Source organism: Novosphingobium sp., assembly GCF_965229225.1.
GTDB lineage: Bacteria > Pseudomonadota > Alphaproteobacteria > Sphingomonadales > Sphingomonadaceae > Novosphingobium.
The window spans coordinates 3,797,366-3,819,785 of the sequence record NZ_OZ245867.1 but is presented as its reverse complement, the minus strand read 5'-3'; the positions used below and the strand labels follow the sequence as shown (position 1 = coordinate 3,819,785).

At 65.3% G+C, this 22,420-nt stretch carries 22 protein-coding genes and 1 tRNA gene; 15 read left to right on the top strand and 8 right to left on the bottom strand.

The window, feature by feature from the left end:
• Together ACO06X_RS17940 and ACO06X_RS17935 are read left to right on the top strand one after the other, a co-directional pair.
• Positions 1-897 (top strand): hydrogen peroxide-inducible genes activator, encoded by an 897-nt coding sequence (locus ACO06X_RS17940; RefSeq protein WP_298169582.1) that lies wholly within the window; start codon positions 1-3, stop codon positions 895-897.
• Positions 894-1,232: an SMR family transporter gene (locus ACO06X_RS17935; protein WP_421837529.1), complete on the top strand. Its 339-nt coding sequence runs from the start codon at positions 894-896 to the stop codon at positions 1,230-1,232. Before ACO06X_RS17940 ends, ACO06X_RS17935 begins: the two co-directional genes overlap by 4 nt.
• 7 nt (positions 1,233-1,239) lie before the next feature.
• Here the strand turns inward: ACO06X_RS17935 and pgsA are convergent, their stop codons facing one another.
• Positions 1,240-1,833, bottom strand: a complete 594-nt coding sequence (pgsA, locus tag ACO06X_RS17930) for a CDP-diacylglycerol--glycerol-3-phosphate 3-phosphatidyltransferase (RefSeq protein WP_421837528.1) — start codon at positions 1,831-1,833, stop codon at positions 1,240-1,242.
• A 139-nt stretch (positions 1,834-1,972) separates the two neighbouring features.
• On the opposite strand from pgsA, the gene ACO06X_RS17925 reads away from it, so the two are divergent.
• Entirely contained in the window at positions 1,973-3,298 is a 1,326-nt protein-coding gene (locus ACO06X_RS17925; RefSeq protein ID WP_421837527.1) for an MFS transporter, read from the top strand.
• A 16-nt stretch (positions 3,299-3,314) separates the two neighbouring features.
• Here ACO06X_RS17925 and ACO06X_RS17920 read toward each other — a convergent pair whose 3' ends face one another.
• Complete coding sequence (locus ACO06X_RS17920) at positions 3,315-3,563, bottom strand: hypothetical protein (RefSeq protein WP_421837526.1); 249 nt, start codon at positions 3,561-3,563, stop codon at positions 3,315-3,317.
• A gap of 108 nt (positions 3,564-3,671) precedes the next feature.
• A complete protein-coding gene (locus tag ACO06X_RS17915; RefSeq protein WP_421837525.1) occupies positions 3,672-4,106 on the bottom strand; it encodes an EVE domain-containing protein in 435 nt (144 codons plus the stop codon).
• A gap of 62 nt (positions 4,107-4,168) precedes the next feature.
• Between ACO06X_RS17915 and ACO06X_RS17910 the strand changes: the two genes are divergently transcribed.
• On the top strand, positions 4,169-5,116 hold the full coding sequence (locus tag ACO06X_RS17910) for an isopenicillin N synthase family dioxygenase (RefSeq protein WP_421839945.1): 948 nt from the start codon (positions 4,169-4,171) through the stop codon (positions 5,114-5,116).
• Here the strand turns inward: ACO06X_RS17910 and ACO06X_RS17905 are convergent.
• From ACO06X_RS17905 to ACO06X_RS17890, 4 genes are all read right to left on the bottom strand, one after another.
• Entirely contained in the window at positions 5,113-5,571 is a 459-nt protein-coding gene (locus ACO06X_RS17905; RefSeq protein WP_421837524.1) for a GreA/GreB family elongation factor, read from the bottom strand. The two genes, ACO06X_RS17910 and ACO06X_RS17905, sit on opposite strands and share 4 nt — an antisense overlap.
• Positions 5,568-6,890: an Hsp70 family protein gene (locus ACO06X_RS17900; RefSeq protein WP_421837523.1), complete on the bottom strand. Its 1,323-nt coding sequence runs from the start codon at positions 6,888-6,890 to the stop codon at positions 5,568-5,570. Before ACO06X_RS17900 ends, ACO06X_RS17905 begins: the two co-directional genes overlap by 4 nt.
• Positions 6,891-7,046: 156 nt before the next feature.
• A tRNA-Ala gene (locus tag ACO06X_RS17895) sits at positions 7,047-7,122 on the bottom strand.
• Between the two features lie 171 nt (positions 7,123-7,293).
• Positions 7,294-7,611, bottom strand: coding sequence for an FYDLN acid domain-containing protein (locus ACO06X_RS17890; RefSeq protein WP_298169551.1), 318 nt, complete (start codon positions 7,609-7,611; stop codon positions 7,294-7,296).
• A 173-nt stretch (positions 7,612-7,784) separates the two neighbouring features.
• Between ACO06X_RS17890 and aroA the strand changes: the two genes are divergently transcribed.
• The 7 genes from aroA to rplI all read left to right on the top strand — a co-directional run bounded on the left by aroA (position 7,785) and on the right by rplI (position 12,650).
• Positions 7,785-9,134 (top strand): 3-phosphoshikimate 1-carboxyvinyltransferase, encoded by a 1,350-nt coding sequence (gene aroA / locus ACO06X_RS17885; protein WP_421837522.1) that lies wholly within the window; start codon positions 7,785-7,787, stop codon positions 9,132-9,134.
• The gene (locus tag ACO06X_RS17880) at positions 9,131-9,754 is read left to right on the top strand and encodes a (d)CMP kinase (protein WP_421837521.1); all 624 of its coding nucleotides are present in this window, start codon (positions 9,131-9,133) and stop codon (positions 9,752-9,754) included. The genes aroA and ACO06X_RS17880 overlap by 4 nt, the downstream gene beginning before the upstream one ends.
• Before the next feature lie 52 nt (positions 9,755-9,806).
• Positions 9,807-10,754 (top strand): bifunctional helix-turn-helix transcriptional regulator/GNAT family N-acetyltransferase, encoded by a 948-nt coding sequence (locus ACO06X_RS17875; protein ID WP_421837520.1) that lies wholly within the window; start codon positions 9,807-9,809, stop codon positions 10,752-10,754.
• Between the two features lie 81 nt (positions 10,755-10,835).
• Positions 10,836-11,240, top strand: a complete 405-nt coding sequence (locus tag ACO06X_RS17870) for a PilZ domain-containing protein (protein WP_421837519.1) — start codon at positions 10,836-10,838, stop codon at positions 11,238-11,240.
• 207 nt (positions 11,241-11,447) lie between these two features.
• Complete coding sequence (gene rpsF, locus ACO06X_RS17865; protein ID WP_421837518.1) at positions 11,448-11,810, top strand: 30S ribosomal protein S6; 363 nt, start codon at positions 11,448-11,450, stop codon at positions 11,808-11,810.
• Positions 11,811-11,813: 3 nt separating this feature from the next.
• Positions 11,814-12,038, top strand: coding sequence for a 30S ribosomal protein S18 (gene rpsR / locus ACO06X_RS17860; protein ID WP_054121790.1), 225 nt, complete (start codon positions 11,814-11,816; stop codon positions 12,036-12,038).
• A 12-nt stretch (positions 12,039-12,050) separates the two neighbouring features.
• The gene (gene rplI, locus ACO06X_RS17855; RefSeq protein WP_421837517.1) at positions 12,051-12,650 is read left to right on the top strand and encodes a 50S ribosomal protein L9; all 600 of its coding nucleotides are present in this window, start codon (positions 12,051-12,053) and stop codon (positions 12,648-12,650) included.
• Positions 12,651-12,753: 103 nt separating this feature from the next.
• On the opposite strand, the gene ACO06X_RS17850 is transcribed toward rplI, so the two are convergent.
• A complete protein-coding gene (locus tag ACO06X_RS17850; RefSeq protein ID WP_421837516.1) occupies positions 12,754-16,929 on the bottom strand; it encodes a LamG-like jellyroll fold domain-containing protein in 4,176 nt (1,391 codons plus the stop codon).
• 199 nt (positions 16,930-17,128) lie between these two features.
• Between ACO06X_RS17850 and ACO06X_RS17845 the strand changes: the two genes are divergently transcribed.
• The 4 genes from ACO06X_RS17845 to ACO06X_RS17830 all read left to right on the top strand — a co-directional run bounded on the left by ACO06X_RS17845 (position 17,129) and on the right by ACO06X_RS17830 (position 22,390).
• On the top strand, positions 17,129-19,288 hold the full coding sequence (locus tag ACO06X_RS17845) for a penicillin acylase family protein (RefSeq protein WP_421837515.1): 2,160 nt from the start codon (positions 17,129-17,131) through the stop codon (positions 19,286-19,288).
• Positions 19,289-19,333: 45 nt separating this feature from the next.
• A complete protein-coding gene (locus tag ACO06X_RS17840; RefSeq protein ID WP_421837514.1) occupies positions 19,334-20,770 on the top strand; it encodes an AMP nucleosidase in 1,437 nt (478 codons plus the stop codon).
• A 92-nt stretch (positions 20,771-20,862) separates the two neighbouring features.
• Positions 20,863-21,627, top strand: coding sequence for a cytochrome b/b6 domain-containing protein (locus ACO06X_RS17835; protein ID WP_421837513.1), 765 nt, complete (start codon positions 20,863-20,865; stop codon positions 21,625-21,627).
• 1 nt (position 21,628) lies between these two features.
• On the top strand, positions 21,629-22,390 hold the full coding sequence (locus ACO06X_RS17830) for a molybdopterin-dependent oxidoreductase (RefSeq protein ID WP_421837512.1): 762 nt from the start codon (positions 21,629-21,631) through the stop codon (positions 22,388-22,390).
• The last annotated feature ends 30 nt before the right edge of the window (positions 22,391-22,420 follow it).

The following is a 22,420-nucleotide window of genomic DNA, read 5'->3' as shown; positions in this document are numbered from 1 at the left end:
ATGACCACCTACCTCCCCACGCTCAAGCAGTTGCAATACCTCGTCGCGCTCCACGAACACGGCCACTTCGGGCGCGCGGCGGAGGCCTGCTTCGTCTCGCAATCGACGCTTTCGGCGGGCCTGCGCGAACTGGAGACGCTGCTCGGCGTGACACTCGTTGAGCGCACGCGCCGCGTGGTCCGCTTCACCGCGCTGGGCGATCAGGTCGTGGCCAAGGCCCACCGCCTGCTGCGCGAGGGTGAGGAGCTCTCGGCGCTCGTCCAGGCGCACGGCGCGCCGCTTTCAGGCGAACTGAGGATGAGCGTGATCCCCACCATCGCGCCGTTCCTGCTGCCGCGCATCCTTCCGCGCCTGCGCCGCGAGCGGCCTTCGCTCAAGCTGTTCCTGCGCGAGGAACCGAGCGCGGCGGCGGTCGAATCGCTGCATCATGGCCGCGCGGACTGCGTGCTGCTCGCCCTCCCCTTCGCGACGGGCGAGGTCGAGGCGGCGCACTTGTTCCACGACCGCCTGCTCGTCGCCTTTCCCAAGGACGACCCGCGCGATCCCCCGCTGAGCATCGCGCCCGCACTGATCGACGAGGCGCGTCTGCTGCTGCTGGAAGACGGCCACTGCCTCAAGGACCACGTCCTCGCCGCCTGCAACCGCCCCGAACTGCGCGCCAGCGCGAGCGTGATCGGCACCAGCCTGCACACGCTGGTGCAGATGGTCGACAATGGCCTCGGCCTTACCATGTTGCCCGAAATGGCGGTGAAGGCGGGCATCCTGCAGGGCACCCAGATCGTCGCCCGCCCGCTCGAATCCGAACATGCCAGCCGCGAGATCGCGCTGGTGTGGCGCAAGAACTCCCCCCGCGCCGAGGAATTCCGCCTGCTGGCGAGCGAGCTGGCGGCGGGATGAACCTGCCCCCCGCCCTCATGCTCGCCATCGCCATCGTGGCCGAAGTCATCGCCACCACCGCGCTCAAGCAATCGGCGGGGTTCACCAAGCCGCTGCCGCTGGTGGTGACGGCCATCGGCTATGCCATCGCGTTCTATTTCCTCGCCATCGCGCTCGAGCGCATTCCAACCGGCGTCGCCTATGCGATCTGGTCGGGCGTGGGCATCGTGCTGATCGCCGCGCTGGCGTGGGTGGTCCATGGCCAGCGGCTCGATATGCCGGCGCTTGCGGGGATCGGCCTGATCATGGCCGGGGTGCTGGTGCTGAACCTGTTCTCGAAAGCTGGCGCGGGCTGAAGGCCCCTCAGTCCATGTGCTTGAGGCCGACCCGCAGATAATCCCAACCGGTAATCACCGTCAGCGCGGCTGCGGCCCACAGCGTGATGAGCCCCACCGTGTGCGGCACATTGGCGTCGATCCCTGCCACCATCACCGTCCAGTCCGGCGCGCCCTGCCCCAGAATCAGCGCGCCGAGTGCAATGAACTGGAAGGTCGTCTTCCACTTGGCGAGCTTGGACACCGGCACGGAGACCTGAATGCCCCCGAGAAACTCGCGCAGGCCCGAAACCGCGATCTCGCGGATCAGGATGATAAGCCCGGCGATCACGTGGAGATCACCCACATAGGGCCCGGTCAGCACGCCTTGCGCGGTGAGCACGAGGATCACCGCCGCCACCATGATCTTGTCCGCAATCGGATCGAGGAAAATCCCGAGCTTGGAAACCGTGCCCTGCGCGCGGGCCAGGTAGCCGTCGAAATAGTCCGTCACCCCCATCAGGGCATAGACGGCGAAGCCGATCGCATAGCCCGCCTGCCATTCAGGCCACCACAGCAGGCCTGCCAGCAACGGCACGGTGACAATGCGGGACAGCGTTAGCAGATTGGGAAGGGTCAGCATCGTAGAACCACCATAGGCATGAAGACGCCGCGAAGAAACCGCAAGTTGGTCCCAACGTGCCCCCTTGCCCACCCCGTGCAGGGCGCTATGGATGAACCCAACACGCGAAGGCTGGCAAAATCCGAATGACAACGCCCGAATGACGACAACCGCGCTGCTCATCCGGAAACGCCGCTTCCTGCCGCTTTTTGCTACGCAGTTGCTCGGCGCGTTCAACGACAACCTCTACAAGAACGCGATGATCCTCTATGTGGTGTACACAGTATACCATTCGGAGGCAGCCGAAGCGCGCTTTTCGGCCATCGCCTCGGCCGTGTTCATCCTTCCCTTCTTCCTGCTTTCCGCGCTTTCGGGCCAGCTTGCCGACATGCGTGACAAGGCGCGGATCATCCGCATCGTCAAAGCGGCGGAAATCGCCATCATGCTGGTGGGCGCGGCAGGCCTGTTCATGGCCTGGCGCGGCATGGCCGTGCAGATCATGGCAATCCCGCTGATGCTCACCGCGCTGCTCGCGATGGGCGTGCATTCCACCTTTTTCGGCCCGATCAAGTACGCAATCCTGCCGCAGCACCTGCATCCCGATGAAGTGCTGGCCGGCACCGGGCTCGTCGAGGCGGGCACCTATATCTCCATCCTTGCGGGCACGATCTTCGCAGGCTGGATCCCGGTCGAATGGGCCGCAGTCATCTGCATCGTGACCGCCGCCATCGGGTTCTGCACCGCGCAGTTCGTGCCCTCCGCACCGCCGCAGATGGAGCCCGTCCCGCTCGACTTCAACGTGATCCGCTCCTCGATCACGCTTGTGCGCATGACCACGCGCCACCCGCGCGTGTTCCTTGCCATTGCGGCGATCAGCTTCTTCTGGACCATCGGCGCGGTGCTGTTCATCCAGTTTCCGCCGCTCGCCAAGAACGTGCTTTCGGCGAGCAAAGAAGTGGCCAGCCTGTTCCTTGTGGTCTTCTCGATCGGCGTCGCGATCGGCTCGGTCTCGATCAACCATCTGCTCAAGGGCACCGTTTCGGCGCGCTTCGGTCCGGCGTCGGTGATCGTGATGGGCCTGTTCATCGTGGCCTTCCACGTGGTGTGCAAGACTTGGCCCCACGCGGCCGGCACGGCGCTGCTCAACGTGCCGCAGTTCGTCATGGAGCCGCTGGCGGTTCCATTGCTGCTGACCTTGCTGGGCATCGCCATTTCGGGCGGCATGTTCGTGGTCCCGCTCTACGCCTTCCTGACCACGGTGGTCGACAAGGGTGAAACCGCGCGGACAATCGCGGCGAACAACATCGTCAATGCCGGCGCAATGGTCGTGGGATCGCTCATCGCGGTCGGGCTGAGCGCCGGCGGCGTAGCGCTGGCCGATCAGTTGCTGCTGGGCGCTGCCATGTGCCTTGTCGCCGCGTGGCTCGCCCGTGTGCTCCACAAGGCCGAACTGGCCCACGAGGGCGAGATCGAGCACACGTTCTGAACGGCGCTATCCGCTTTCAGAAGATGAAGACCGAGACCGCCAGGAAGCAGGCGCAGTAGGCCAGCAGAAAATCCATCACATCCTGCCGCGTGATCCGCTTGGGATCGACCGGCGGCGAGCGCACGCCCTCGGGCAGCTGCAACGCCTTCATCGCCGCCTCGACCTCAGGCTCGAACATCGGGAGCGGGCGCAGCACATGCGCGGGCAGCGTGCGGCGGAAGGGGTGGCCGGCAAGTTCGGGATTGGGGGCGCGCCGTCTGAACATAGCGTCGGTGGTAACGCTTTATTCACCATACGGGGAGGCTGCGAATCGCCTCCGCGCACCATCAAAGCGGGACTGTTCCGATCCGGCACAGCGGGCGCGGGCAACCGATCAAATGGTGCCGCCCGCCATCTCCAGCACGATATCCCATTCGGACGCGCGGACGGCCGAAACCGAAAGGCGCGAAAGCCGCAGCAACTCCATCTCCACCAGCGCAGGATTGGCCTTGATCGCGGCCAGCGTGACGGGCGTCTTCAGCTTCACGACCGGCTTCACTTTCACCGCCGCCCACTTGCCTTCGGGGTCGGTCGGATCGGTGAGGCCAGCGACACTGATCTGCGCGATTCCAACGATCTCCTTGCCGATGTTCGAGTGGTAGAAGAACGCCAGATCGCCCACCTTCATGGTGCGCAGGTTGCGCGCGGCGAGGTGATTGCGCACGCCGTCCCAGGTGCCCTCGCCCTCAGCAATCAGGTTATCCCAACCGTAGACATCGGGTTCCGACTTCATCAGCCAGGCCTGTTCGGTCGCCTTGATTTTGCTCATGCATGCCTTCCGGGATCGGGATATGGGGAGGCTCATAATCGCTGATGGAACGCACGCAAGCCATGAACCTCGATACCCTTCCCGTGCTGTCGCTGGCCGCCCCTTCGGGCAATCTGGACGAGGATCTGGCCAAGGATCTCGGCAGCAGCTTCCAGCGCTTCGGATTCGCGCTGGTCTCGGACCATGGGCTCGATCCGGCACTGGTGGCACGCGGGTGGGAACTGACCGCCGCGTTCTTCGCGCAGGAAGAGGCGGCGAAGCGGCGCTGGCACATCGCAGGCGGCGGCGGGCAGCGCGGCTATACCCCGTTCCGCACGGAAATCGCCAAGGGTGCAGCGCACCATGATCTCAAGGAATTCTGGCACGTCGGCCGTGAACTGGCAGCGGAAGATCCGCTCGCCGCGACGATGCCCGCCAATGTCTGGCCTGATGCTCCGGACGCCTTCCGCGAAACATTCACCGCCCTCTACGCCGAGTTCGACCGCATCGGCGCGCGCATTCTCTCGCACATCGCGGTCTGGCTGGGGCTTGCGCCGGACTGGTTCGATCCGGCCATCGCAGGCGGCAATTCGATCCTGCGTTTGCTCCACTATCCGCCAATCCCGGGCGATCCCGGCGGCGCAATCAGGGCGGGCGCGCATGAGGACATCAACCTCATCACGCTGCTGCTGGGGGCCGAGGAAGCCGGACTGGAACTCCTGACCCGCGAGGGCCGCTGGATTCCCGCCTCACCCCCGCCGGGCGCGCTGGTGGTCAATATTGGCGACATGCTGCAGCGCCTCACCAACCACGTCCTGCCCTCGACCACGCACCGCGTGCGTAACCCCGATGGGGCGCGCGCCGCGCACAGCCGCTATTCGATGCCGTTTTTCCTGCACCTGCGCAGCGATTTCGCGATCCGCACCCTGCCCGGCTGCGTCAGCGCAGAAAACCCGGACCGCTATCCCGTGCCGATTCTCGCCGACGGGTATCTGCACGAAAGGCTGCGCGAAATCGGGCTGAAGGCCTAAGCCTTCACGTCGATCACCGCGATCGCGCCGTCCTTCCCGCCGAAATCGAGCTCATCGCCCACCTCGGCGCTGAGCAGCGCGCGGCTGAGCGGTGCAGTGAAGGAGAGCAGCCCCGCCGCCGGGTCTGCCTCGTCATCGCCGACGAGCGTCACGGTCCGTTCCTTGCCGTTCAGGCGGAACGACACGGTCGAGCCAAACGCGACCGCCGCGCCCACCGGCGGCGGCATGACTTGCGCGGTAGCCTGACGGGTGCGCCAATAGCGCAGGTCCCGCTTCACGCGCTTGATCTCGGTCTCGTCCGATAGGCCTGCCAGTTCCGCCTCCAGCGCCTCGACGCGCGCCGCGATCAGCGCAAGGCCGCGCTCGGTGACGAGGTTGGGCCCCGGCGGAATCGGCAACTCGAACTTGGGTTCGAGATGTTCGTCATCGCTTTCGCGGCGGAATGCGACGCTCATGCTTCCTCCACTTCATCCACCGTCCACTCGGCAAGATCGGGCGCGCTGCCAATCAGCGCAAGGCCGTGGGCAATGGACGTCAATTCATCGCCGCTGGCAATGCGCATCTCGCCAAAGCGCCGTGCGAAGATCTGGCGAACGGCCGGAATGAGCGAGGAGCCGCCGGTGAGGAACACATGGTCGATCTGCCCCGGTTCAAGCCTTGCCCGGGCAAGCACCCGGTCCACTCCGGCTTCGAGTTCGGCCAGATCGGGCGCGATCCAGCGTTCAAAATCCGCGCGGCGGACTTCGGCACTGACGGAAAGGCCCTCCCCCTCGAAGGCGAACACCGCCTCGGTCCGGCTCGACAGGTCGCGCTTCACTGCGCCAACCGCTTCGTAGAGCCCGTAGCCGAGCTCGTTCTCGACCACTGCGATCATCCGGCCGATGGCGGCGGGATCGGTCGCCGCGTGTTGCAACTTGCCAAGCTGGGCGAGCGTGCGCCGGTTGCGCATCAACGCAAGGCGCGACCAGTCGCTGAAATCGGCGAAGTGACCGGGCGGGATTTCGAGCACTTTGTCGAACGAGCGATAGGTGCTGCCCTTGCCCAGCAGCGGCAGGACAAGCTGATCCATGATCCGGAAGTCGAAGCGGTCGCCCGCAATGCCCACACCGGCCGAGGCGAGCGGGATGCAGCGCCGAGGGGCATCAGGAGCCTCGACGCGGACGATCGAGAAATCGCTCGTACCGCCGCCGAAATCGGCCACCAGCAGCGTCGCCGGATCGCTGAGCCGTGACGCGAAACCATAAGCCGCGCCAAGCGGCTCATAGACATAGTGTACCTCGCTGCCGAGCCTGGCGAACATCCCCGCATAGCGCGCACGGGCAAGCGCAGGATCGGGCCGCGCTCCGACATAGCGCACCGGCCGGCCCACCACGATCCGCTTGGGCAGATCGCGCAAGGCCTCGCCGGCATGGGCGATCAGATGATCGAGAAAGATACGGCCGAGGTCCTCGAACGCCAGCCGCTTGGTGAAGACCGGGGCATGTTCGAACGTGGCGCTTGCCGCGACTGACTTGAACGACTGGAGAAACCGCGAGCCTTGCGGATCGGCAAGAAACTCGGCGATGGCCCATGGTCCGGCCTCATGCCCAAGCCCGCCGCGCAGGGCATCGTCCTGCCAGAAGCACAACGCCGAGCGGAACACCGAGTTCGCCCCATCGGGCGCGGCAAATTCGGCAAGGCGGACCGCGCCATCGCCTGCGCTGCGCGCCACGACCGAATTGGTGGTGCCGAAGTCGATGCCGATGGCAGGTGCCGAGGGAACGTGGACGGACATGGAACCAGAACCTTTGGCTGACCGGCGCTGGCCGAAAGAGACGAGAAGCGCCGCTGGAGCGTGGTCCTGGCGAGTGCGCCAGGCATGGCCTGCCTGCAATCACGACATCAGCAAGCCGCTATGACCATCGAGGATGTTAGGACAGAGCAAGGGAATTGGTGGAGCCTAGCGGGATCGAACCGCTGACCTCCTGCATGCCATGCAGGCGCTCTCCCAGCTGAGCTAAGGCCCCACAATTCCTGACAGAGGTGCCGCTGGAGGCACCCTGCACCGGCAGCGTCGCGCCGGAGGACCGCGCCTTTATGCGAGGCCCCGTTCGCTGGCAACAGCTTTTTTGCGCCAGCAGGAAATCATTGCCGGAGCGCCGGACCATTGGGCCGCGCGCGCTCCGGCAAAAAAGAACTCAGACTTCCTCGTCCTCGCCATCATGGCCGGGAACGCCCAGATCGTCGTCGCCGCCCAGATCGACATCGTTGTCCGGCGAATCCGAGTCTTCATCAATGTCGAGATCCTCGTCGGCCAGATCGACGTCAGGCACGACATCGACCTTCTCCTTCTGGATCTCCTCGTAGGGGATCGGCTGCTTGGACTTGAGCACCGGCTCGGGAGTCCAGGTATACTTGCATTCCACGCAGGTAACCGGGTCGTCCTTGCCCAAGTCATAGAAGCGGGTGCCGCACTTCGGGCAGCCATGCTTTGCGCCCCATTCAGGCTTGACCATGCGAATTCCTTAAATCTGGCGCCCGCGGCAGATGCGGACGGCTCAATGGCATTGCTTGATGGGGACAGGCAGTCCGGGAATCAAGCGCGGCGCGCGCCTTGCCATAGGCGCGGGGCGCTGTCAAAAGCGCGCCCGCTTCAACACGCACCTGAACCCGGAAAGAACCGCTCCCCGTGCATTCAGCCGAAACGTCCGCCCCGCGCCCCCGCCGCTTCTTCGCCGCCGGGCCGCTGACCGGGCGGATCCGCGTCCCCGGCGATAAATCGATCAGCCACCGCTCGATCATGCTCGGCGCGCTGGCGGTCGGGCGCACGCGGGTGACCGGGCTGCTGGAGGGCGAGGACGTGATGGCTACCGCCGCCGCAATGCGCGCGATGGGGGCAACGATTGACCGACTCGAAACCGGAGAATGGGTGATCGACGGCGTGGGCGTCGGCGGGTTGCTGCAGCCGAAGCAGGCGCTCGACATGGGCAATTCGGGCACCTCGACACGCCTGCTCATGGGCCTCGTCGCCAGCCATGCGATCACCGCGACGTTTATCGGCGATGCCAGTCTTTCCAAGCGCCCGATGGGCCGGGTGATCGATCCGCTTTCGCAGATGGGCGCCAATTTCACCGCTGCACCCGGCGGCCGCCTGCCGCTCACTTTGCGCGGCATTTCGCCGGCGGTACCGATCAGCTACCGCCTCCCGGTCGCCTCGGCCCAGGTGAAGAGCGCGGTGCTGCTGGCGGGGCTCAACACGCCCGGGATCACCACGGTGATCGAGCCGGTGCCCACCCGCGACCATTCCGAGCGCATGCTGAGGGGCTTTGGCGCGGATCTAACCGTCGAAGTCGCCCCGGACGGCACACGCACCATCCACCTTGCCGGCGAGGCGGAGCTCAGGCCGCAGACCATCGAAGTACCGGGCGACCCCTCGTCCGCTGCCTTTTTCGTCGTTGCCGCGCTGCTGGTGCCGGGCTCGGACCTCGTGGTCGAGAACGTCGGGCTCAATCCCACCCGCGCCGGACTGTTCGATGTGCTGCGCGCCATGGGTGGCCAGATCGAGGAGCTCGATCGCCGCGATGTCGGCGGCGAACCGGTCGCGGACTTGCGCGTGCGGCATTCGGCCCTCACCGGCATCGCCGTCGATCCGGCCGTGGTGCCGAGCATGGTGGACGAGTTCCCGGTCCTCTTCGTCGCCGCCGCGCTCGCCAGCGGGCGCACCGTCACCACCGGCCTTGAAGAACTGCGCGTGAAGGAAAGCGACCGCATCGCCGTCATGCGCGCGGCGCTGGAGCAGGCGGGAGCTACTGTGACCGAGACCGAGGACGGCCTGATCATCGACGGCACCGGCGGCGATCCGCTTCGCGGCGTCAACAACGCACCCGTCGCCACGCACCTCGATCACCGCATCGCCATGTCCATGGCGGTTGCGGGGCTCGCCAGCAAAGGCGGCGTCGAAATCGACGACACCCGCCCCATTGCCACCAGCTTCCCTGTGTTCGAGGCGCTGCTGGCGCAAGCAGGCGGGACGACGTGATCATCGCCATCGACGGCCCCACCGCTTCTGGCAAGGGGACCATCGCCAAGGCTCTTGCCGCGCACTATGGCCTGCCGCATCTCGATACCGGGCTGCTCTACCGCGCGGTGGGGCGGCAGGTCTTCCTCACCGGCGGGAACCCGGACGATCCGGACGAGGCGCTCGCCGCTGCGGATTTCCCCGAAACCCTGCTCGATGATCCGGACTTGCGCAGCGAGGCCACCGGCGCGCTGGCCAGCCGTGTTTCGATCCACCCCGCCGTACGCGCCGCGCTGCTCGCCCGCCAGCAGGCCTTTGCCCGCCAGCCCGGCGGTGCGGTGCTCGATGGCCGCGATATTGCGACGGTGATCGCGCCCGAGGCAGAGGCCAAGCTCTTCATCACCGCCAGTGTCTCGGCCCGCGCGCTGCGCCGCTGGGCCGAAATGCACAAACGCGGCGAAGACGTGACGCGCGAGGCAATCGAGGCCGACCTTGCAGCGCGCGACGAGCGCGACCGCACTCGCGCCGCCGCGCCGCTGCGTCAGGCCGAAGGCGCGGCACTGCTCGATACCTCCGCGCTCCCCATTGAAGCTGCCATTGCGGCAGCGATTGCGCTGGTCGAGAAGCAGCTGAGGGCTTGACAGCCCCACTCTCATAACGCGATATATAACGCGTTATGAGAGTGGAGATACCATGACCGATATCTTGCGCGAAGCCGGACCCGTTTTTCTCGGCAGCCGTTTGAAGCGGCTTGCCGAGCGGATGCAGGCCGAAGCGGCCATTGCGATCACCGAGGCTGGCCTGCCGTGCCAGCCGGGGCACATGGCGCTGATCGCTGCGCTGGCAAAGGGGCCGCAGAGCATTACCCAGCTTGTAGCCGCCATCGGCACGAGCCAGCCCGGCGTCACTCGCACCGTGGGCCAACTCGCGAAGCTTGGCCTCGTCGATACGGCCACCGGGCGCGACCAGCGCCAGCGCCTCGTCTCGCTCACACCGGCGGGCGAGGAAGCCCACGCGGCTGCGCTGACCGATGTGTGGCCGCGCATGGGCAGCGCGGTGCGATCGCTGCTGGAGGGCATCCCTGGCGACTTCCTCGGCGAAGTGGGCCTGATCGAGGATGCCCTTGCCGCGCAGCCGCTGCTCGCCCGCGTCGGCCCCGCCCGCAAGACGCCGCTCCGCCTGCGCGAATTCAGCGACGACCTCGCGAAGGCGTTTCACGACATCAACAAGGAGTGGATCGAGGCGATGTTCGTGCTCGAACCGCTCGACCGCGAGGTGCTCGAAAACCCGCGCGAGAAGATCATCGCGCCCGGCGGCACCATCCTGTTCGTTGAGGCAGAAGGTGTCGGCGTGGTCGGCGCCTGCGCGCTCAAGCCCACCGGCGGCAACAGCTATGAACTCACCAAGATGGGCGTGCTGGAAAGCGCACGGGGGCTTGGCGCGGGGGCCTTCCTGCTGGCAGCGACCATCGCCCGGGCGCAGCGTCTCGGGGCCGATCCGCTCTATCTTTTGACCAACAAGGCCTGCGAGGCGGCGATCCACCTCTACGAAAAGCTGGGCTTCTGCCACGATGCCGGGATCATGGCGGACTACGGCACGCGCTATGCCCGCTGCGACGTGGCGATGCGCTACGTGCCGTAGGGTAAATGCGTAGGGCCTGAAGGAAGGTCGAGGGCTACCGTTCTCAATGCATGTGGTAAACGCCAGCGGCAGGAGCAGGCCATGTTCGACGATTTCGAAGGCGTGGAAAACATCAACCACCGGCGGACGCGCCGCGTGGGTTTCGAGCTTCCCGTGCGGTGCAAGCACGGGCTGACGCGGTCAACGGTCATGCTTAAGGACATGACGACGCACGGCGCCCGGATCGAAGGCATTCCGCGCCAGCGCATCGGCGATACCGTCACCCTTTTCCTGCCCGAACTCGCGCCCAAGCTTGCCTTTGTCGTGTGGTCGAAGGACAAGACATCCGGCCTCGAATTCGAGCTGCCGCTGCACGAGAACGTGTTTGCCAACCTCGTCGCTGATTTTGCGATCGGCCATCTGCAGCGGCTCGAACTGGGCCGCCCCGAGACTGATGCGGCAACGCAGGCCAAGCCGGGGGTGCCGCCAGCGCGGCACGCCGCCTGAAAGCCCGATACCGGCATACCCAAGCTCGTCAGGCCCAAGCTCGCCGGGCCCAGTTTCGCCTTGCATCTTCGCCGATTCTCGCTAAGGGCCAGCGCTTCCGCGAAACGGGCACTGCCCATGGGCGGAAACTGAAGAAAGCCGGAGGGGCCCCGCAATACCGCGGATCAGCCAGCGATCGGTTAGATTGATGAAGGACGAGAAGGCCTCATGCCGCTTTACGAGCATGTCTTCCTCGCGCGTCAGGATCTGAGCCAGGCTCAGGTTGACGCGCTTGCCGCCACCGCCACCGAAATCGTCGAGAGCAACAATGGCAAGGTCATCAAGACCGAAACCTGGGGCCTCCGTTCGCTGGCTTACAAGATCCAGAAGAACCGCAAGGCGCACTTCGTGCTGCTCGACATCGAAGCCCCCGCCGGGGTGGTTGCCGAGCTTGAGCGCCAGACCGCGATCAACGAGGACGTGATCCGTTTCATGACCGTGCGTGTCGACGCCCATGAAGCCGGCCCCTCGGTCATGATGCGCAAGAACGACCGCGAGCGGACCCGCCGCCGCGAACGCGAAGGGGAATAAGCCATGGCTCGTCCGTTTTTCCGCCGCCGCAAGTCGTGCCCGTTCTCGGGCAAGGGCGCCCCTGTCATCGACTACAAGGACGTGCGCCTGCTTCAGGGCTTCATGTCCGAGCGTGGCAAGATCGTGCCTTCGCGCATTACCGCCGTTTCGGCAAAGAAGCAGCGTGAGCTGGGCCAGGCGATCAAGCGCGCCCGGCACATCGGCCTGCTTCCCTACATCGTCAAGTAAGGAGCGCTGACCATGCAGATCATCCTGCTCGAGCGCATCGAGAAGCTGGGCTCCATCGGCGACGTCGTGACCGTCAAGGATGGCTACGCGCGCAACTTCCTGCTGCCCAACAAGAAGGCGCTTCGCGCCAACGAAGCCAACCGCAAGGTCTTCGAATCCAACCGCGCCCGCATCGAAGCGGACAACGCGGCTCGCCGTGAAGACGCCAAGGTCGAAGCCGGCAACGTCGAGGGCAAGGAAGTGGTGCTGATCCGCGCTTCGTCCAACTCCGGCCAGCTCTACGGTTCGGTCTCGGTGCGCGACATCGTCGACGCGCTGGTCGAACAGGGCGCCAAGGTGACGAAGTCGATGGTCGTGCTGGAACGCCCGATCAAGGCCATCGGCATCTCGACCGTGAAGGTTTCGCTCCACCCCGAGGTGAGCGTGACGGTCAAGGTCAACGTCGCCCGTTCGCCCGACGAAGCCGCGCTGCAGTCGCAGGGCGTCGACGTCATCGACGCGATGTTCGATACCGAAGTCGGCGGCTTCACCGAAGCTTACGACCCGAACGCCGAACCGGGCGAAATCCCGGCTGACCTCCTCGAGGATCGCGCCGCAGACGCGGACGCCTGAGGCAAGGCCACACGGCAACAAAAAAGGGGCGCTTCCGGCCAGGAAGCGCCCCTTTTTTGTTGCGCGGCAGTGCGGCGGACGCGGGAGCCCGCGGCCCCTCCCCTCACATCACGAAATCTGCCGCCACAAGCGCGCTCGCGCTGGTCACGAGGATTGCGAAGTCGGCCACCTTGTCGCCGTTCACATCGCCCTGCACCAGCCACTGGCTGCCTTGTGCCGTCACCGTCAGCGCGCCGTGATAGCCGTCGAACGCGGTGACGAGCTTGAACGCGCCCTCGCCTGCATCGGCGCCGTTGGCATCGATCTTCGACAGGTCGATGCGATCGCCCTCCGCATGGCTGAAGTCGAAGATCGTGTCGCGCCCCTTGGCATCGACAGTCGATTCCGTCGTGCTGGCAAAGACGAACGTGTCTGCGCCGGTGCCGCCGGTCAGCTTGTCGGCACCCAGCCCGCCAAGCAGCATGTCGCTGCCGCCCTTGCCCAGCAGCGCATCGTCGCCCGCCCGCCCGTCGAGCAGATTGTTCGAATCGTTGCCGCCAAGCCAGTTGAAGCCATCGTTGCCAGTGGCTGAAATGGCGCCCGTGCCCTTCAGCTGCAGGTTCTCGACATTGGCGCCGAGCGTGAAGCTGATCGAGGCATTGACCGTATCGATGCCCTGGTTGACCGCTTCGATGACCTTGTCGCCGGCGTTGTCGACCACGTAGGTATCGTTGCCGCCCCTGCCCAGCATCGTATCGGCGCCAGCCTTGCCATCGAGGTAGTTGGCGTTGCCGTTGCCGTTCATCGTGTTGGCCAGTTCGTTGCCATACCCGTTCGCGGCATTGCCGATGAGCTCGAGGTTTTCGACATTGGCACCGAGTGTCGTGTTTGCGGCGGAGGAGCGGACGGTATCGGTGCCCTCGCCGGCATTCTCGATGATCTTGTCGGCATTGCTGGCCGAGACATAGACGTCGTTGCCCGTCCCGCCGGTCATCGTGTTGCTGCCGGTCCCGCCATCGAGCACGTCTGCGCCGGAGCCGCCGAAGAGGAAGTCGTCGCCGTTGTCGCCGCTCAGCGTGTCATTGCCTTCCATGCCATAAATCGTATCCGCCCCAGCGCCACCCGAGATGCGATTGTCGAAGGTGTTGCCGGTGATCGTCATGGCACCGCCGCTCTCGTCGGTGAGGTTCTCGACGTAGATCGGCAGCACATAGCTCGTGACAGCGGTGGAGGTGATCCTGATCGTATCGTTCCCGCCGGCAGCCGTTGTTTCGCGCACGACATCCTCGGCGCTGTCCACCCAGTAGGTGTCGTCGCCGGTCCCGCCGATCATCAGGTCCTTGCCGAGACCGCCGATGAGCACATCGGCCCCGCCGCCGCCATTCAGCGTGTCGTTGCCAGCCCCGCCTTCCAGCATGTTGGCCTGATCGTTGCCGGTCAGCGTGTTGTCATCGCTGTTGCCTGCCGCGTTCACGGCAATGCCCTTGAGCGTGATCGACTTGGCGCTGGGAGCCAGCTTGCTGTTGAGCCCTTCGGTGACCGTGACGTTCGGCGAGGACGCGCTGCCGACGAGCGGTGATGTGCCCGGCCCCGGCGCCGGCAGCGGCGTGGTGCCAAGCAGTTCGTTGAGCCAGTAGGTCACCGTTTCGACCCGCGCGTTGGCGTTGCCATCTTCGTTGAGGAAGCGGTCGGAACTGGTGTTGAAACCGATGTGGTAGATGCCGTCCATCACGGTATCGATCGCGCTGTCGCCCAGCAGGTAGCTTGCCCCGTGATCGCCCTGGATCAGGTGGAAGCCGGTTTCGATCATGTTCTCGTCATTGCCGTGCGCGGCGGTGAATTCGGCTGGCCGGTTGGCCCGGATCCAGGCGGAAAGGTCATAGGTTTCGGCAACCGTCAGATGCCCGTCGTCGAGCGCACCCGTCGCGGCGATTGCATCGACGATGATGTGATTGAGCTTGTCGGCCGCAGCGGCCCCTCCGCGGATCTGGGCGGCGGAAATGTTGTTCCTGAGGCCGACGTCTTCGCCGATGATCTGGATCAGCTTGTCGAGCCCGGTGCCGGTGGTGCCCACCGGCCCTTCATAGGCATAAGGCAGCCCGCCCGCCGGCATCGCGCCGCTTGCCGCGAGCGCCGCCTTGTAGTCGTCGATTGAGGCATAGAGCCGGTCGGCGCTCACGGGATCGCCGTCGAGTTCCAGCCGCAGGCCTTCAGCGCCAGTGTTGTCGAAGTAGTAGAGATCGACCGCATAGAGCCCTGATTTGTCGATCGTGATCGTCTCGCTGGTGCCGGTGAAGCCGCGATTGCCGGCAAAGCTCGAAAGCTCGTCGCCGCCAAGCTTGAGCAGAAAGCCATCGTCGGAGCGCACGTTGACAAGATGCTGGCCCTTCTCGAGCCAGATATAACCCTGCAGCCTCAGCCCGATCGTGTTCATCGCGGCATCGGTGCCGCCATCGGTCAGGCTCGCCTTCCCGTCGAGGAACTGGCCGAGCGTGGCGACTTCCTTGAACCCGCCGAAGTCCACCGTCTTTGCATTCAGGTGGAAATTGGCGGTCTTCGTCGCGGTCTGCGCGATGAGATCGTCGATCGAATCGAAGTTCGTTCCCCGGTCGAACACCTCGCCCTTGAGGCCGGTGCCCGCGCGCACCGCAGGCTGATCACCTTCGAACGCCGCCGTGCCGCTCCATTCCTGCGGCAACGCGCCAGACGTGTTGATGGCGCGCAGTTCGAACGGATCGAGGATGCGGTCGTAGACGGCAAGGTTCCCGACCTTGCCATCGAGGTGGCTGTCGAGCTGGCTAGGATGGCTCGCGTCGCGGCCCCAGGTGCCTGCCCCCAGCACAAGATTGCGCGTGTTGGGACCGAGCCCGCTGGTTGCATCGACATCGGCAGCAACGCGTTTGCCATCGAGGAAGAGCCCAAGGCCGTCCTGGCCGAAGGTGATCGCCAGCGAGTACTGGCGGCCGCTCTCGATCGTCACGCCCTCGGCCTTGAGCCACCAGTCGCGGGCACCGTCCTGCAGGACCACGTAAAGCTCACCGCCGCGCACGAAGGCCGTAAGGTCGCCGTCCGCATTCGAGGCGCCATCCTTCGAGAATACCACGTGGGTGCGGCCATCATCGGCATGGTTGGCCACGAAATCGAGTGCGATCGTGCCTTCCGCCACGCCGGTTGCATCGGCCTTGCCCAGATCGACCGCGCCCTTGGTGCCATCATCCGTCACCAGCCCGGCCTTGCTGAACACAAGGTTGGGCTTGAGCGACGCGGCATCGACGGGAGCATGGTTCGAATGCAGCGCGCCAGTGGCAAGGTCCTTGGCCAGCAGCAGGCTGATCCAGTCGGACGTATCGCTGATCCGCTGGTTGGCGTTGCCGTCCTCGTTCTCGAAGCGGTCGCCGGAGATCTTGAACCCGATGTGGTAGATGCCGTCGGCCACGGTATCGACCGAAAGGTCGCCGTAGATGTAGTCGCGCCCGCCGTCGCCCTGCGCATAGTGCAGGCCGCTCTCGAACGCGCCTTCGTCGTCGCCGTGGAGCGTGGTCCATTCGCTCAGCTTGTTGACGATGATCCAGCGGTTGAGATCGACCATGTCCATCGGATCGAGCTTGTTGTCGTCGGCAACGCCGGTTTCCTTGATCGCCTGCAGCATGATCTTGGCCATGCCGTCGGCGGCCTTGGCGGCATCGTTGATCTGCTTCTGCGAGATGCGGTGGTTGAGGCCGATGTCATCGAGCAGCCGCTCGGTGATGAGATCAAGGCCCGTGCCGGTGGTGCCATGCGCCTGCGGATCGGCCTTGCTGTTCTTCAGCGTACCTGCCGCCAGTTCGGGCGCCAGCAGCGTGTTGAGCCAGTGCGCCACGTCGTCGACGCCCGGGCCCCAGTAGTTGCGCGGGGAAGTCAGGTGGCCGTCCTTGATCTCGAAGGCGAGTTCGTAGATCCCGTCGAGCACCCGGTCGACACCAGCCTCGCCGAACAGGCGCGTTACCGCGCCTTCGCCCGAGACTTGCTGGAAACCACTCTCGACGCCATTCTTCTCGGTGCCGTAGAGACTGGTGAACTTGCCGTAGCCATTGGAGCGCAGATAGGAGTTGAGCGAATAGATGTCCGAAACGGTGATCTCGCCGTCGTTGGCGAGACCAAGGGTGCGAATCGCGCTGACGATCATCCCGTTCATCGCATCGGCCGCCGCTGCCCCTTCACGGATCGCGGCGCCCGATGTCCCCATGTTAAGGGCGTAGTCGCCTGCAATCAGGTCGATGGCACGGTCGAGGCCCGTGCCGGTAGTGCCCATGATCCCCATCGCGCATCTCCTTGGCTTTACGCCTTATGCTCAGAGCATGCCGAAGGACGTTTTAAGTACAATGACTGCGGTAATGCCCTAAGGGATTAACCAATACCGTTAGAATTTGAATGGCCAGAATTCTGAGTAGACAGGAAAACAGCATTGTATCCCAAAAGCTTGCGGGCATATGCTGACAACGATTGACCGGGAGCAGGTAATGAAACGCACGCATGCCGTCGCAGTTGCGGCACTTCTCGTCGGGTTGACCCCCGTTAACGCCATCGGGAAAAGTTCCGAAATAATCGGCGAAGCGAAGATCGAACGGGACGAGTGGGGTATCGCTCACATTTCGGGCAAGACCGATGCCGATGCCATCTACGGCATGATCTATGCGCAGGCGGAGGATGACTTCCCCCGAATCGAGCGCAACTACCTCGTCAGCCTGGGCCGCCTTGCGGAGGCCGAAGGCGAAAGTGCGGTGTGGCAGGACCTGCGCCAGCGCCTCTGGATCGATCCCGAAGTGTTGAAGGCGGACTATGCGAAGAGCCCGGTGTGGCTGCGCAAGCTGATGGATGCCTGGGCCGCAGGGCTCAACGCCTACCTCGCCGATCACCCGGAGGTTAAGCCCAAAGTCCTTACGCATTTCGAGCCATGGATGGCGCTGAGCTTCACCGAAGGCAGCATCGGTGGCGATATCGAACGAGTGCCGCTCTCGCAGCTTGAGGCGTTCTACGGCCGCCGCCAGGTCGCCATGACCGACGAGGAGCTTGGCCGCCGCCTCAAGGAACCGGCCGGCTCCAACGGCATCGCCATTGCACCCTCGCGCACCGCCGATGGCCATGCCCTGCTGCTGATCAACCCCCACACCAGCTTCTATTTCCGCGCCGAGCAGCAAGTGACCAGCAGCGAGGGCCTCAATGCCTATGGCGCGGCGACCTGGGGGCAGTTCTTCATCTATCAGGGCTTCAACCAGCACGCCGGATGGATGCACACCACCACCGGAGCCGACCGGATCGACGAGTTTGCCGAGACCGTGGTGCAGCAGTCAGGCCAGTCGCCCGCCTACAAGGTGGGCGATGCGGTGAAGCCCTTCACCAGCCAGACCGTCACGCTTTCGGTGCGCCAGAGCGACGGAACAATGCGCCAGCGCAGCTTCACCACTTATGCGAGCGAGCATGGTCCAGTGGTGCGCGAGGAAGGCGGCAAGTGGATCGCCTATGGCCTGATGAACCGGCCAATCCCGGCACTCGAGCAAAGCTTCCTGCGCACCAAAACCCGCGATCTGGGTAGCTTCCTCAAGGTTGCGGGGCTGCAGGCCAATTCCAGCAACAACACCTTGTTCGCCGATACCAAGGGCGAGATCGCCTATCTGCACCCGCAGTTCATGCCGATCCGCGACAACAGCCTCGATTGGCGCAAGCCCGTCGATGGCAGCAACCCCGCGGCGCGCTGGCAGGGCCTCCACCCGGTCTCCAGCCTGCCCAACGTGCTCAATCCCGCCAACGGTTGGGTCTTCAACGTCAACAACGCGCCGTGGACTGCGGCTGGGGCGGACAGCCCGAAGAAGGATGCCTTCCCGCGCTACATGGACGAGGTCGGCGCCAATGCGCGTGAAGCCCACGCCCTCGCGGTGCTGGGCGATCGGCGCGACTTCACGCTCGAAAAGCTGATGGCCGCTGCCTACGACCCGGCCCTCCCCGCGTTTGATCGCCTGCTGCCCACGCTCATCGCTGCGCATGCCGCCGCGCCCGATGCGAAGCGCGACGGGCCGGTCGCGCTGCTCAAGGGCTGGGACCACAAGTGGGCGCTGAACTCTACCGCGACCACCCTCGCGGTCGGCTATGCCGAGGCGCTGTGGTCGCGCGTCGCGGCGCAGAGCGACGGCGACGAGGAAAGCCTGTGGGAGCGGATGAACAATCGCATCACCGATGCCCAGCGCCTCGCCGCGCTCGATGATGCAGTGAACCGCCTCGTCAGCGATTTTGGCTCGTGGCAGGTGCCGTGGGGCGCGATCAACCGCTACCAGCGCAACGACGGGGCGATCACGCAGACGTTCGACGATGCGAAGCCCAGCACGCCGATCCCGTTTGCCAGCGGCAACTGGGGCAGCCTCGCCTCGTTCGGTGCGGCCCGCTATCCCGGCACCAGGCGCATGTACGGCACCAGCGGCAACAGCTTCGTCGCGGTGGTGGAATTCGGCCCGAAAGTCCGGGCCCGCGCGGTAAGCATTGGCGGCACCAGCGCCGATCCCGCCTCACCCCATTTCGGCGATCAGGTGGGCCGCTACGCGCACGGAGACCTGCGCGAGGTGTGGTTTTATCCCGAGGACCTCAAGCCGCACGTCGTCTCGACCAGAGTACTCAAACGAATGCGCTGAAGCCCCGACTTCCAAAGGTCACGACGGGCAGGTACACCTGCGGGCATGGATCATATCGCCTCCGTGCTCGACGAGCTTACGCGCATCTACACTGCCTCGGTCGCCCGGCTGCGCGAGGATGTCATGGCCTTCGCGGCCAATGGCACCCTGCCCCCGGACGAACGGCGGCATGACGGCAGCTACTGCTATCCGGAGCTGCGCATCCACTTCGGCGGCGAGCCGAGCATCGAGCCGACGGGGCACTCGTTCGGGCGGCTCAGCCAGAAGGGCATCTACAGCTGCACGGTAACGCGGCCGGCGCTGTTTGGGGACTATCTGGCGGAGCAGCTGGCGATCATCCTGCAGGGCTTCGACGTGACGGTGGAGGCCGCCGTCTCGCGGCAGGAAATCCCGTTCGCCTATGTGCTCGATGGCAGCCTCGGCGCGCAGATGGGCAGCATCGGCCCGCAGGAGCTGGCACGGCATTTCCCGAATGCCGATCTGGCCCACATCGGCGACGAGATCGCGGACGGCGAGTACAACGTCGGCGACGGGCCTTTGCCGCTCGCCCTGTTCGATGGCCTCCGCACCGATTTCAGCCTGGCCCGCCTCGTCCACTACACCGGCACCCCGGCCGAGGACTTCCAGCGCTACATCCTGTTCACGAACTATCACCGCTATGTCGATGAATTCGTGGACTGGGCGGGTATGCAGCTCGGCACCGGCGAGTATACCGCACTCTCGGGCGCCGGCGGGCTGTATCTCGATGCGCCAACCGAGAACGCCCGCGCCCGCATGTCGGACACCGCGTGGCGGCGGCACCAGATGCCGGCCTACCACCTCGTCGCGCCGGACCGCAGCGGGATCACGCTCGTCAATATCGGCGTCGGCCCGTCCAACGCCAAGACGATCTGCGACCATCTCGCCGTGCTGCGACCTGAAGCATGGCTGATGATCGGCCACTGCGGCGGCCTGCGCCCCACGCAGAAGATCGGCGACTATGTGCTGGCGCATGCCTACTTGCGCGATGATCACGTGCTCGATCCGGTGCTGCCGCCCGAGATCCCGATCCCGGCGATCGCCGAAGTGCAAGTGGCGCTGGCCCGCGCGGCGGAGATCGTCAGCGGCGCAGGCGGGTCGGACCTCAAGCGGCGGATGCGTACGGGCACCGTGGTGACCACCGACGACCGCAACTGGGAGCTGCGCTACTCGCACTCGGCCCGCCGCCTGAGCCTCAGCCGCGCGGTCGGCATCGACATGGAATCAGCCACCATCGCCGCGCAGGGCTACCGCTTCCGCGTGCCCTATGGCACGCTGCTGTGCGTTTCGGACAAGCCGCTACATGGCGAACTCAAGCTGCCGGGGCAGGCCAACCGCTTCTACGAGGAGGCGATTTCCAGCCACCTCGCGATCGGCACGACCGCCTGCGCGCTGCTCAGGGCCGAGGGTGCCCGCCTCCACAGCCGCAAACTGCGCGCGTTCAACGAGCCGCCGTTCCGCTGATTCGGCGGCGGCGCTGGCAAGTCCAGCGCGAAGGCGCGTGCCCTTTACATGCCCCCGGGCAATGGTACCCTTGCCGTGTGGGAGGGCGTGACATGGCCGCAGTGCTGGAAGCTTCTGACATGGTGCCGACACGCCGCCACCAGCCATGGGTTCGCCTCACGCACTGGCTGATCGCGCTGGCGGTGCTTGTGCTGATCTATTCCGGCATCGCGATCCTGATGGTCCATCCGCGCTTCTATTGGGGCACTGTCGGCAATGATCTGATGCAGCCGATCTTCGAAGTGCCGGTCGGCCCCAATTACCACGCGATGCAATGGTCGCCGACCACGGCTTTCCTCGGCAACCCCGATGGCCCTGTGACGGCGGACCGCCTGGCCGAGCCATGGAACGGGAACGGCTGGGCGCGCAGCCTGCATTTCCTTGCCGCATGGGCGTTCCTGCTGGGGCTGGCGGTCTATCTCGGGCTTGGCGCGCTGACCGGCCATGCCCGCAGCGCACTGCTGCCACGCCCCGATGAGCTGACGACCGGGAACCTCCGGCAGGACATCAAGGCGCATCTGCGGCTGCCAATGCCAGCGGTGCAGCCCGGCCCGCCGTATGGGGTCCTGCAGAAGCTGGCCTATGCCATGGTCGCGTTCGTCGCCCTGCCGCTGATGTTTCTGACCGGCATTACGATGTCGCCCGCAATCACGGCAAGCTATCCTGTCCTGCTCGACGTGTTCGGCGGCGGGCAATCGGCGCGGACGATCCATTTCTTCACGTTTTCCTTCGTTGCGCTGTTCCTGCTGGTTCATCTGGTGATGATCGTCCTCACCGGACCGCTGCGGCAGCTGCACGCCATGACCTTGGGGAAATGACATGAGCGGCAAGGGATTGGTGATTTCACGGCGCGGCCTGATCGGCGGGCTCGGCTCGACCAGTGCGCTGCTGCTGACCGGCTGCGGCGAAAGCCAGCCGCCGACTTACGGCAATATCCTGCGCATGGGCGACAACCTGACCTATGCGATGCAGCGCACACTGCTCTCCCCGATGGCGCTGGTGCGCGAATACGACCGATCCGAGATCACCTCGATGCCCGCGACGGGGACGTATGACCCGGCCCGCACGGAACTGGGCCTGCATGATCCGCAGGGCGGGCAAGACTATGCGGTCCTGCGCAAAGGCGGCTTTGCCGATTGGCGGCTGGTGGTGGAGGGGCTGGTCGACCGGCCTGCCAGCTTCTCGCTTGCCGATCTGCAGCGCATGCAACGCCGCACCCAGGTGACCCGCCATTCGTGCGAGGAAGGATGGTCCGCGATTGCCGAATGGACCGGCGTGCCGCTGCGAACTGTGCTGGAAACCGTCGGCGCGAGGCCCTCGGCGCGCTATGTCGAGTTCTATACCTTCGACAAGATGGCCGACAACATCGACATGATCGATGCCATGCATCCGCAGACGATCCTTGCCTACGGGATGAACGGCCGCGATCTGCCGATCGGCCACGGCGCGCCGGTGCGGCTGCGGATCGAGCGGCAGATCGGCTACAAGAGCCTGAAATATGTCCGGCGGATCGTTGTGACGGACAGGTTCAACGACCTCGGCAACATCAAATCCGGCTGGGCCTGGTATAACGGGATTTAGACGGGGTTACTCCTCCGACCTGCCTTCGGC

What these genes read in the sequence shown, in the direction of transcription:
- ACO06X_RS17875 (WP_421837520.1), top strand. Translation starts at nt 9,807, where the DNA reads ATGACCGATATCTTGCGCGAAGCCGGACCCGTTTTTCTCGGCAGCCGT.
- ACO06X_RS17940 (WP_298169582.1), top strand. Translation starts at nt 1, where the DNA reads ATGACCACCTACCTCCCCACGCTCAAGCAGTTGCAATACCTCGTCGCG.
- pgsA (WP_421837528.1), bottom strand. Translation starts at nt 1,833, where the DNA reads ATGCTGACCCTTCCCAATCTGCTAACGCTGTCCCGCATTGTCACCGTG.
- ACO06X_RS17835 (WP_421837513.1), top strand. Translation starts at nt 20,863, where the DNA reads ATGGCCGCAGTGCTGGAAGCTTCTGACATGGTGCCGACACGCCGCCAC.
- ACO06X_RS17890 (WP_298169551.1), bottom strand. Translation starts at nt 7,611, where the DNA reads ATGGTCAAGCCTGAATGGGGCGCAAAGCATGGCTGCCCGAAGTGCGGC.
- ACO06X_RS17870 (WP_421837519.1), top strand. Translation starts at nt 10,836, where the DNA reads ATGTTCGACGATTTCGAAGGCGTGGAAAACATCAACCACCGGCGGACG.
- ACO06X_RS17840 (WP_421837514.1), top strand. Translation starts at nt 19,334, where the DNA reads ATGGATCATATCGCCTCCGTGCTCGACGAGCTTACGCGCATCTACACT.
- ACO06X_RS17900 (WP_421837523.1), bottom strand. Translation starts at nt 6,890, where the DNA reads ATGTCCGTCCACGTTCCCTCGGCACCTGCCATCGGCATCGACTTCGGC.
- ACO06X_RS17830 (WP_421837512.1), top strand. Translation starts at nt 21,629, where the DNA reads ATGAGCGGCAAGGGATTGGTGATTTCACGGCGCGGCCTGATCGGCGGG.
- rpsF (WP_421837518.1), top strand. Translation starts at nt 11,448, where the DNA reads ATGCCGCTTTACGAGCATGTCTTCCTCGCGCGTCAGGATCTGAGCCAG.
- ACO06X_RS17935 (WP_421837529.1), top strand. Translation starts at nt 894, where the DNA reads ATGAACCTGCCCCCCGCCCTCATGCTCGCCATCGCCATCGTGGCCGAA.
- rplI (WP_421837517.1), top strand. Translation starts at nt 12,051, where the DNA reads ATGCAGATCATCCTGCTCGAGCGCATCGAGAAGCTGGGCTCCATCGGC.
- ACO06X_RS17850 (WP_421837516.1), bottom strand. Translation starts at nt 16,929, where the DNA reads ATGGGGATCATGGGCACTACCGGCACGGGCCTCGACCGTGCCATCGAC.
- ACO06X_RS17915 (WP_421837525.1), bottom strand. Translation starts at nt 4,106, where the DNA reads ATGAGCAAAATCAAGGCGACCGAACAGGCCTGGCTGATGAAGTCGGAA.
- ACO06X_RS17910 (WP_421839945.1), top strand. Translation starts at nt 4,169, where the DNA reads ATGAACCTCGATACCCTTCCCGTGCTGTCGCTGGCCGCCCCTTCGGGC.
- ACO06X_RS17905 (WP_421837524.1), bottom strand. Translation starts at nt 5,571, where the DNA reads ATGAGCGTCGCATTCCGCCGCGAAAGCGATGACGAACATCTCGAACCC.
- ACO06X_RS17845 (WP_421837515.1), top strand. Translation starts at nt 17,129, where the DNA reads ATGAAACGCACGCATGCCGTCGCAGTTGCGGCACTTCTCGTCGGGTTG.
- rpsR (WP_054121790.1), top strand. Translation starts at nt 11,814, where the DNA reads ATGGCTCGTCCGTTTTTCCGCCGCCGCAAGTCGTGCCCGTTCTCGGGC.
- ACO06X_RS17920 (WP_421837526.1), bottom strand. Translation starts at nt 3,563, where the DNA reads ATGTTCAGACGGCGCGCCCCCAATCCCGAACTTGCCGGCCACCCCTTC.
- ACO06X_RS17925 (WP_421837527.1), top strand. Translation starts at nt 1,973, where the DNA reads ATGACGACAACCGCGCTGCTCATCCGGAAACGCCGCTTCCTGCCGCTT.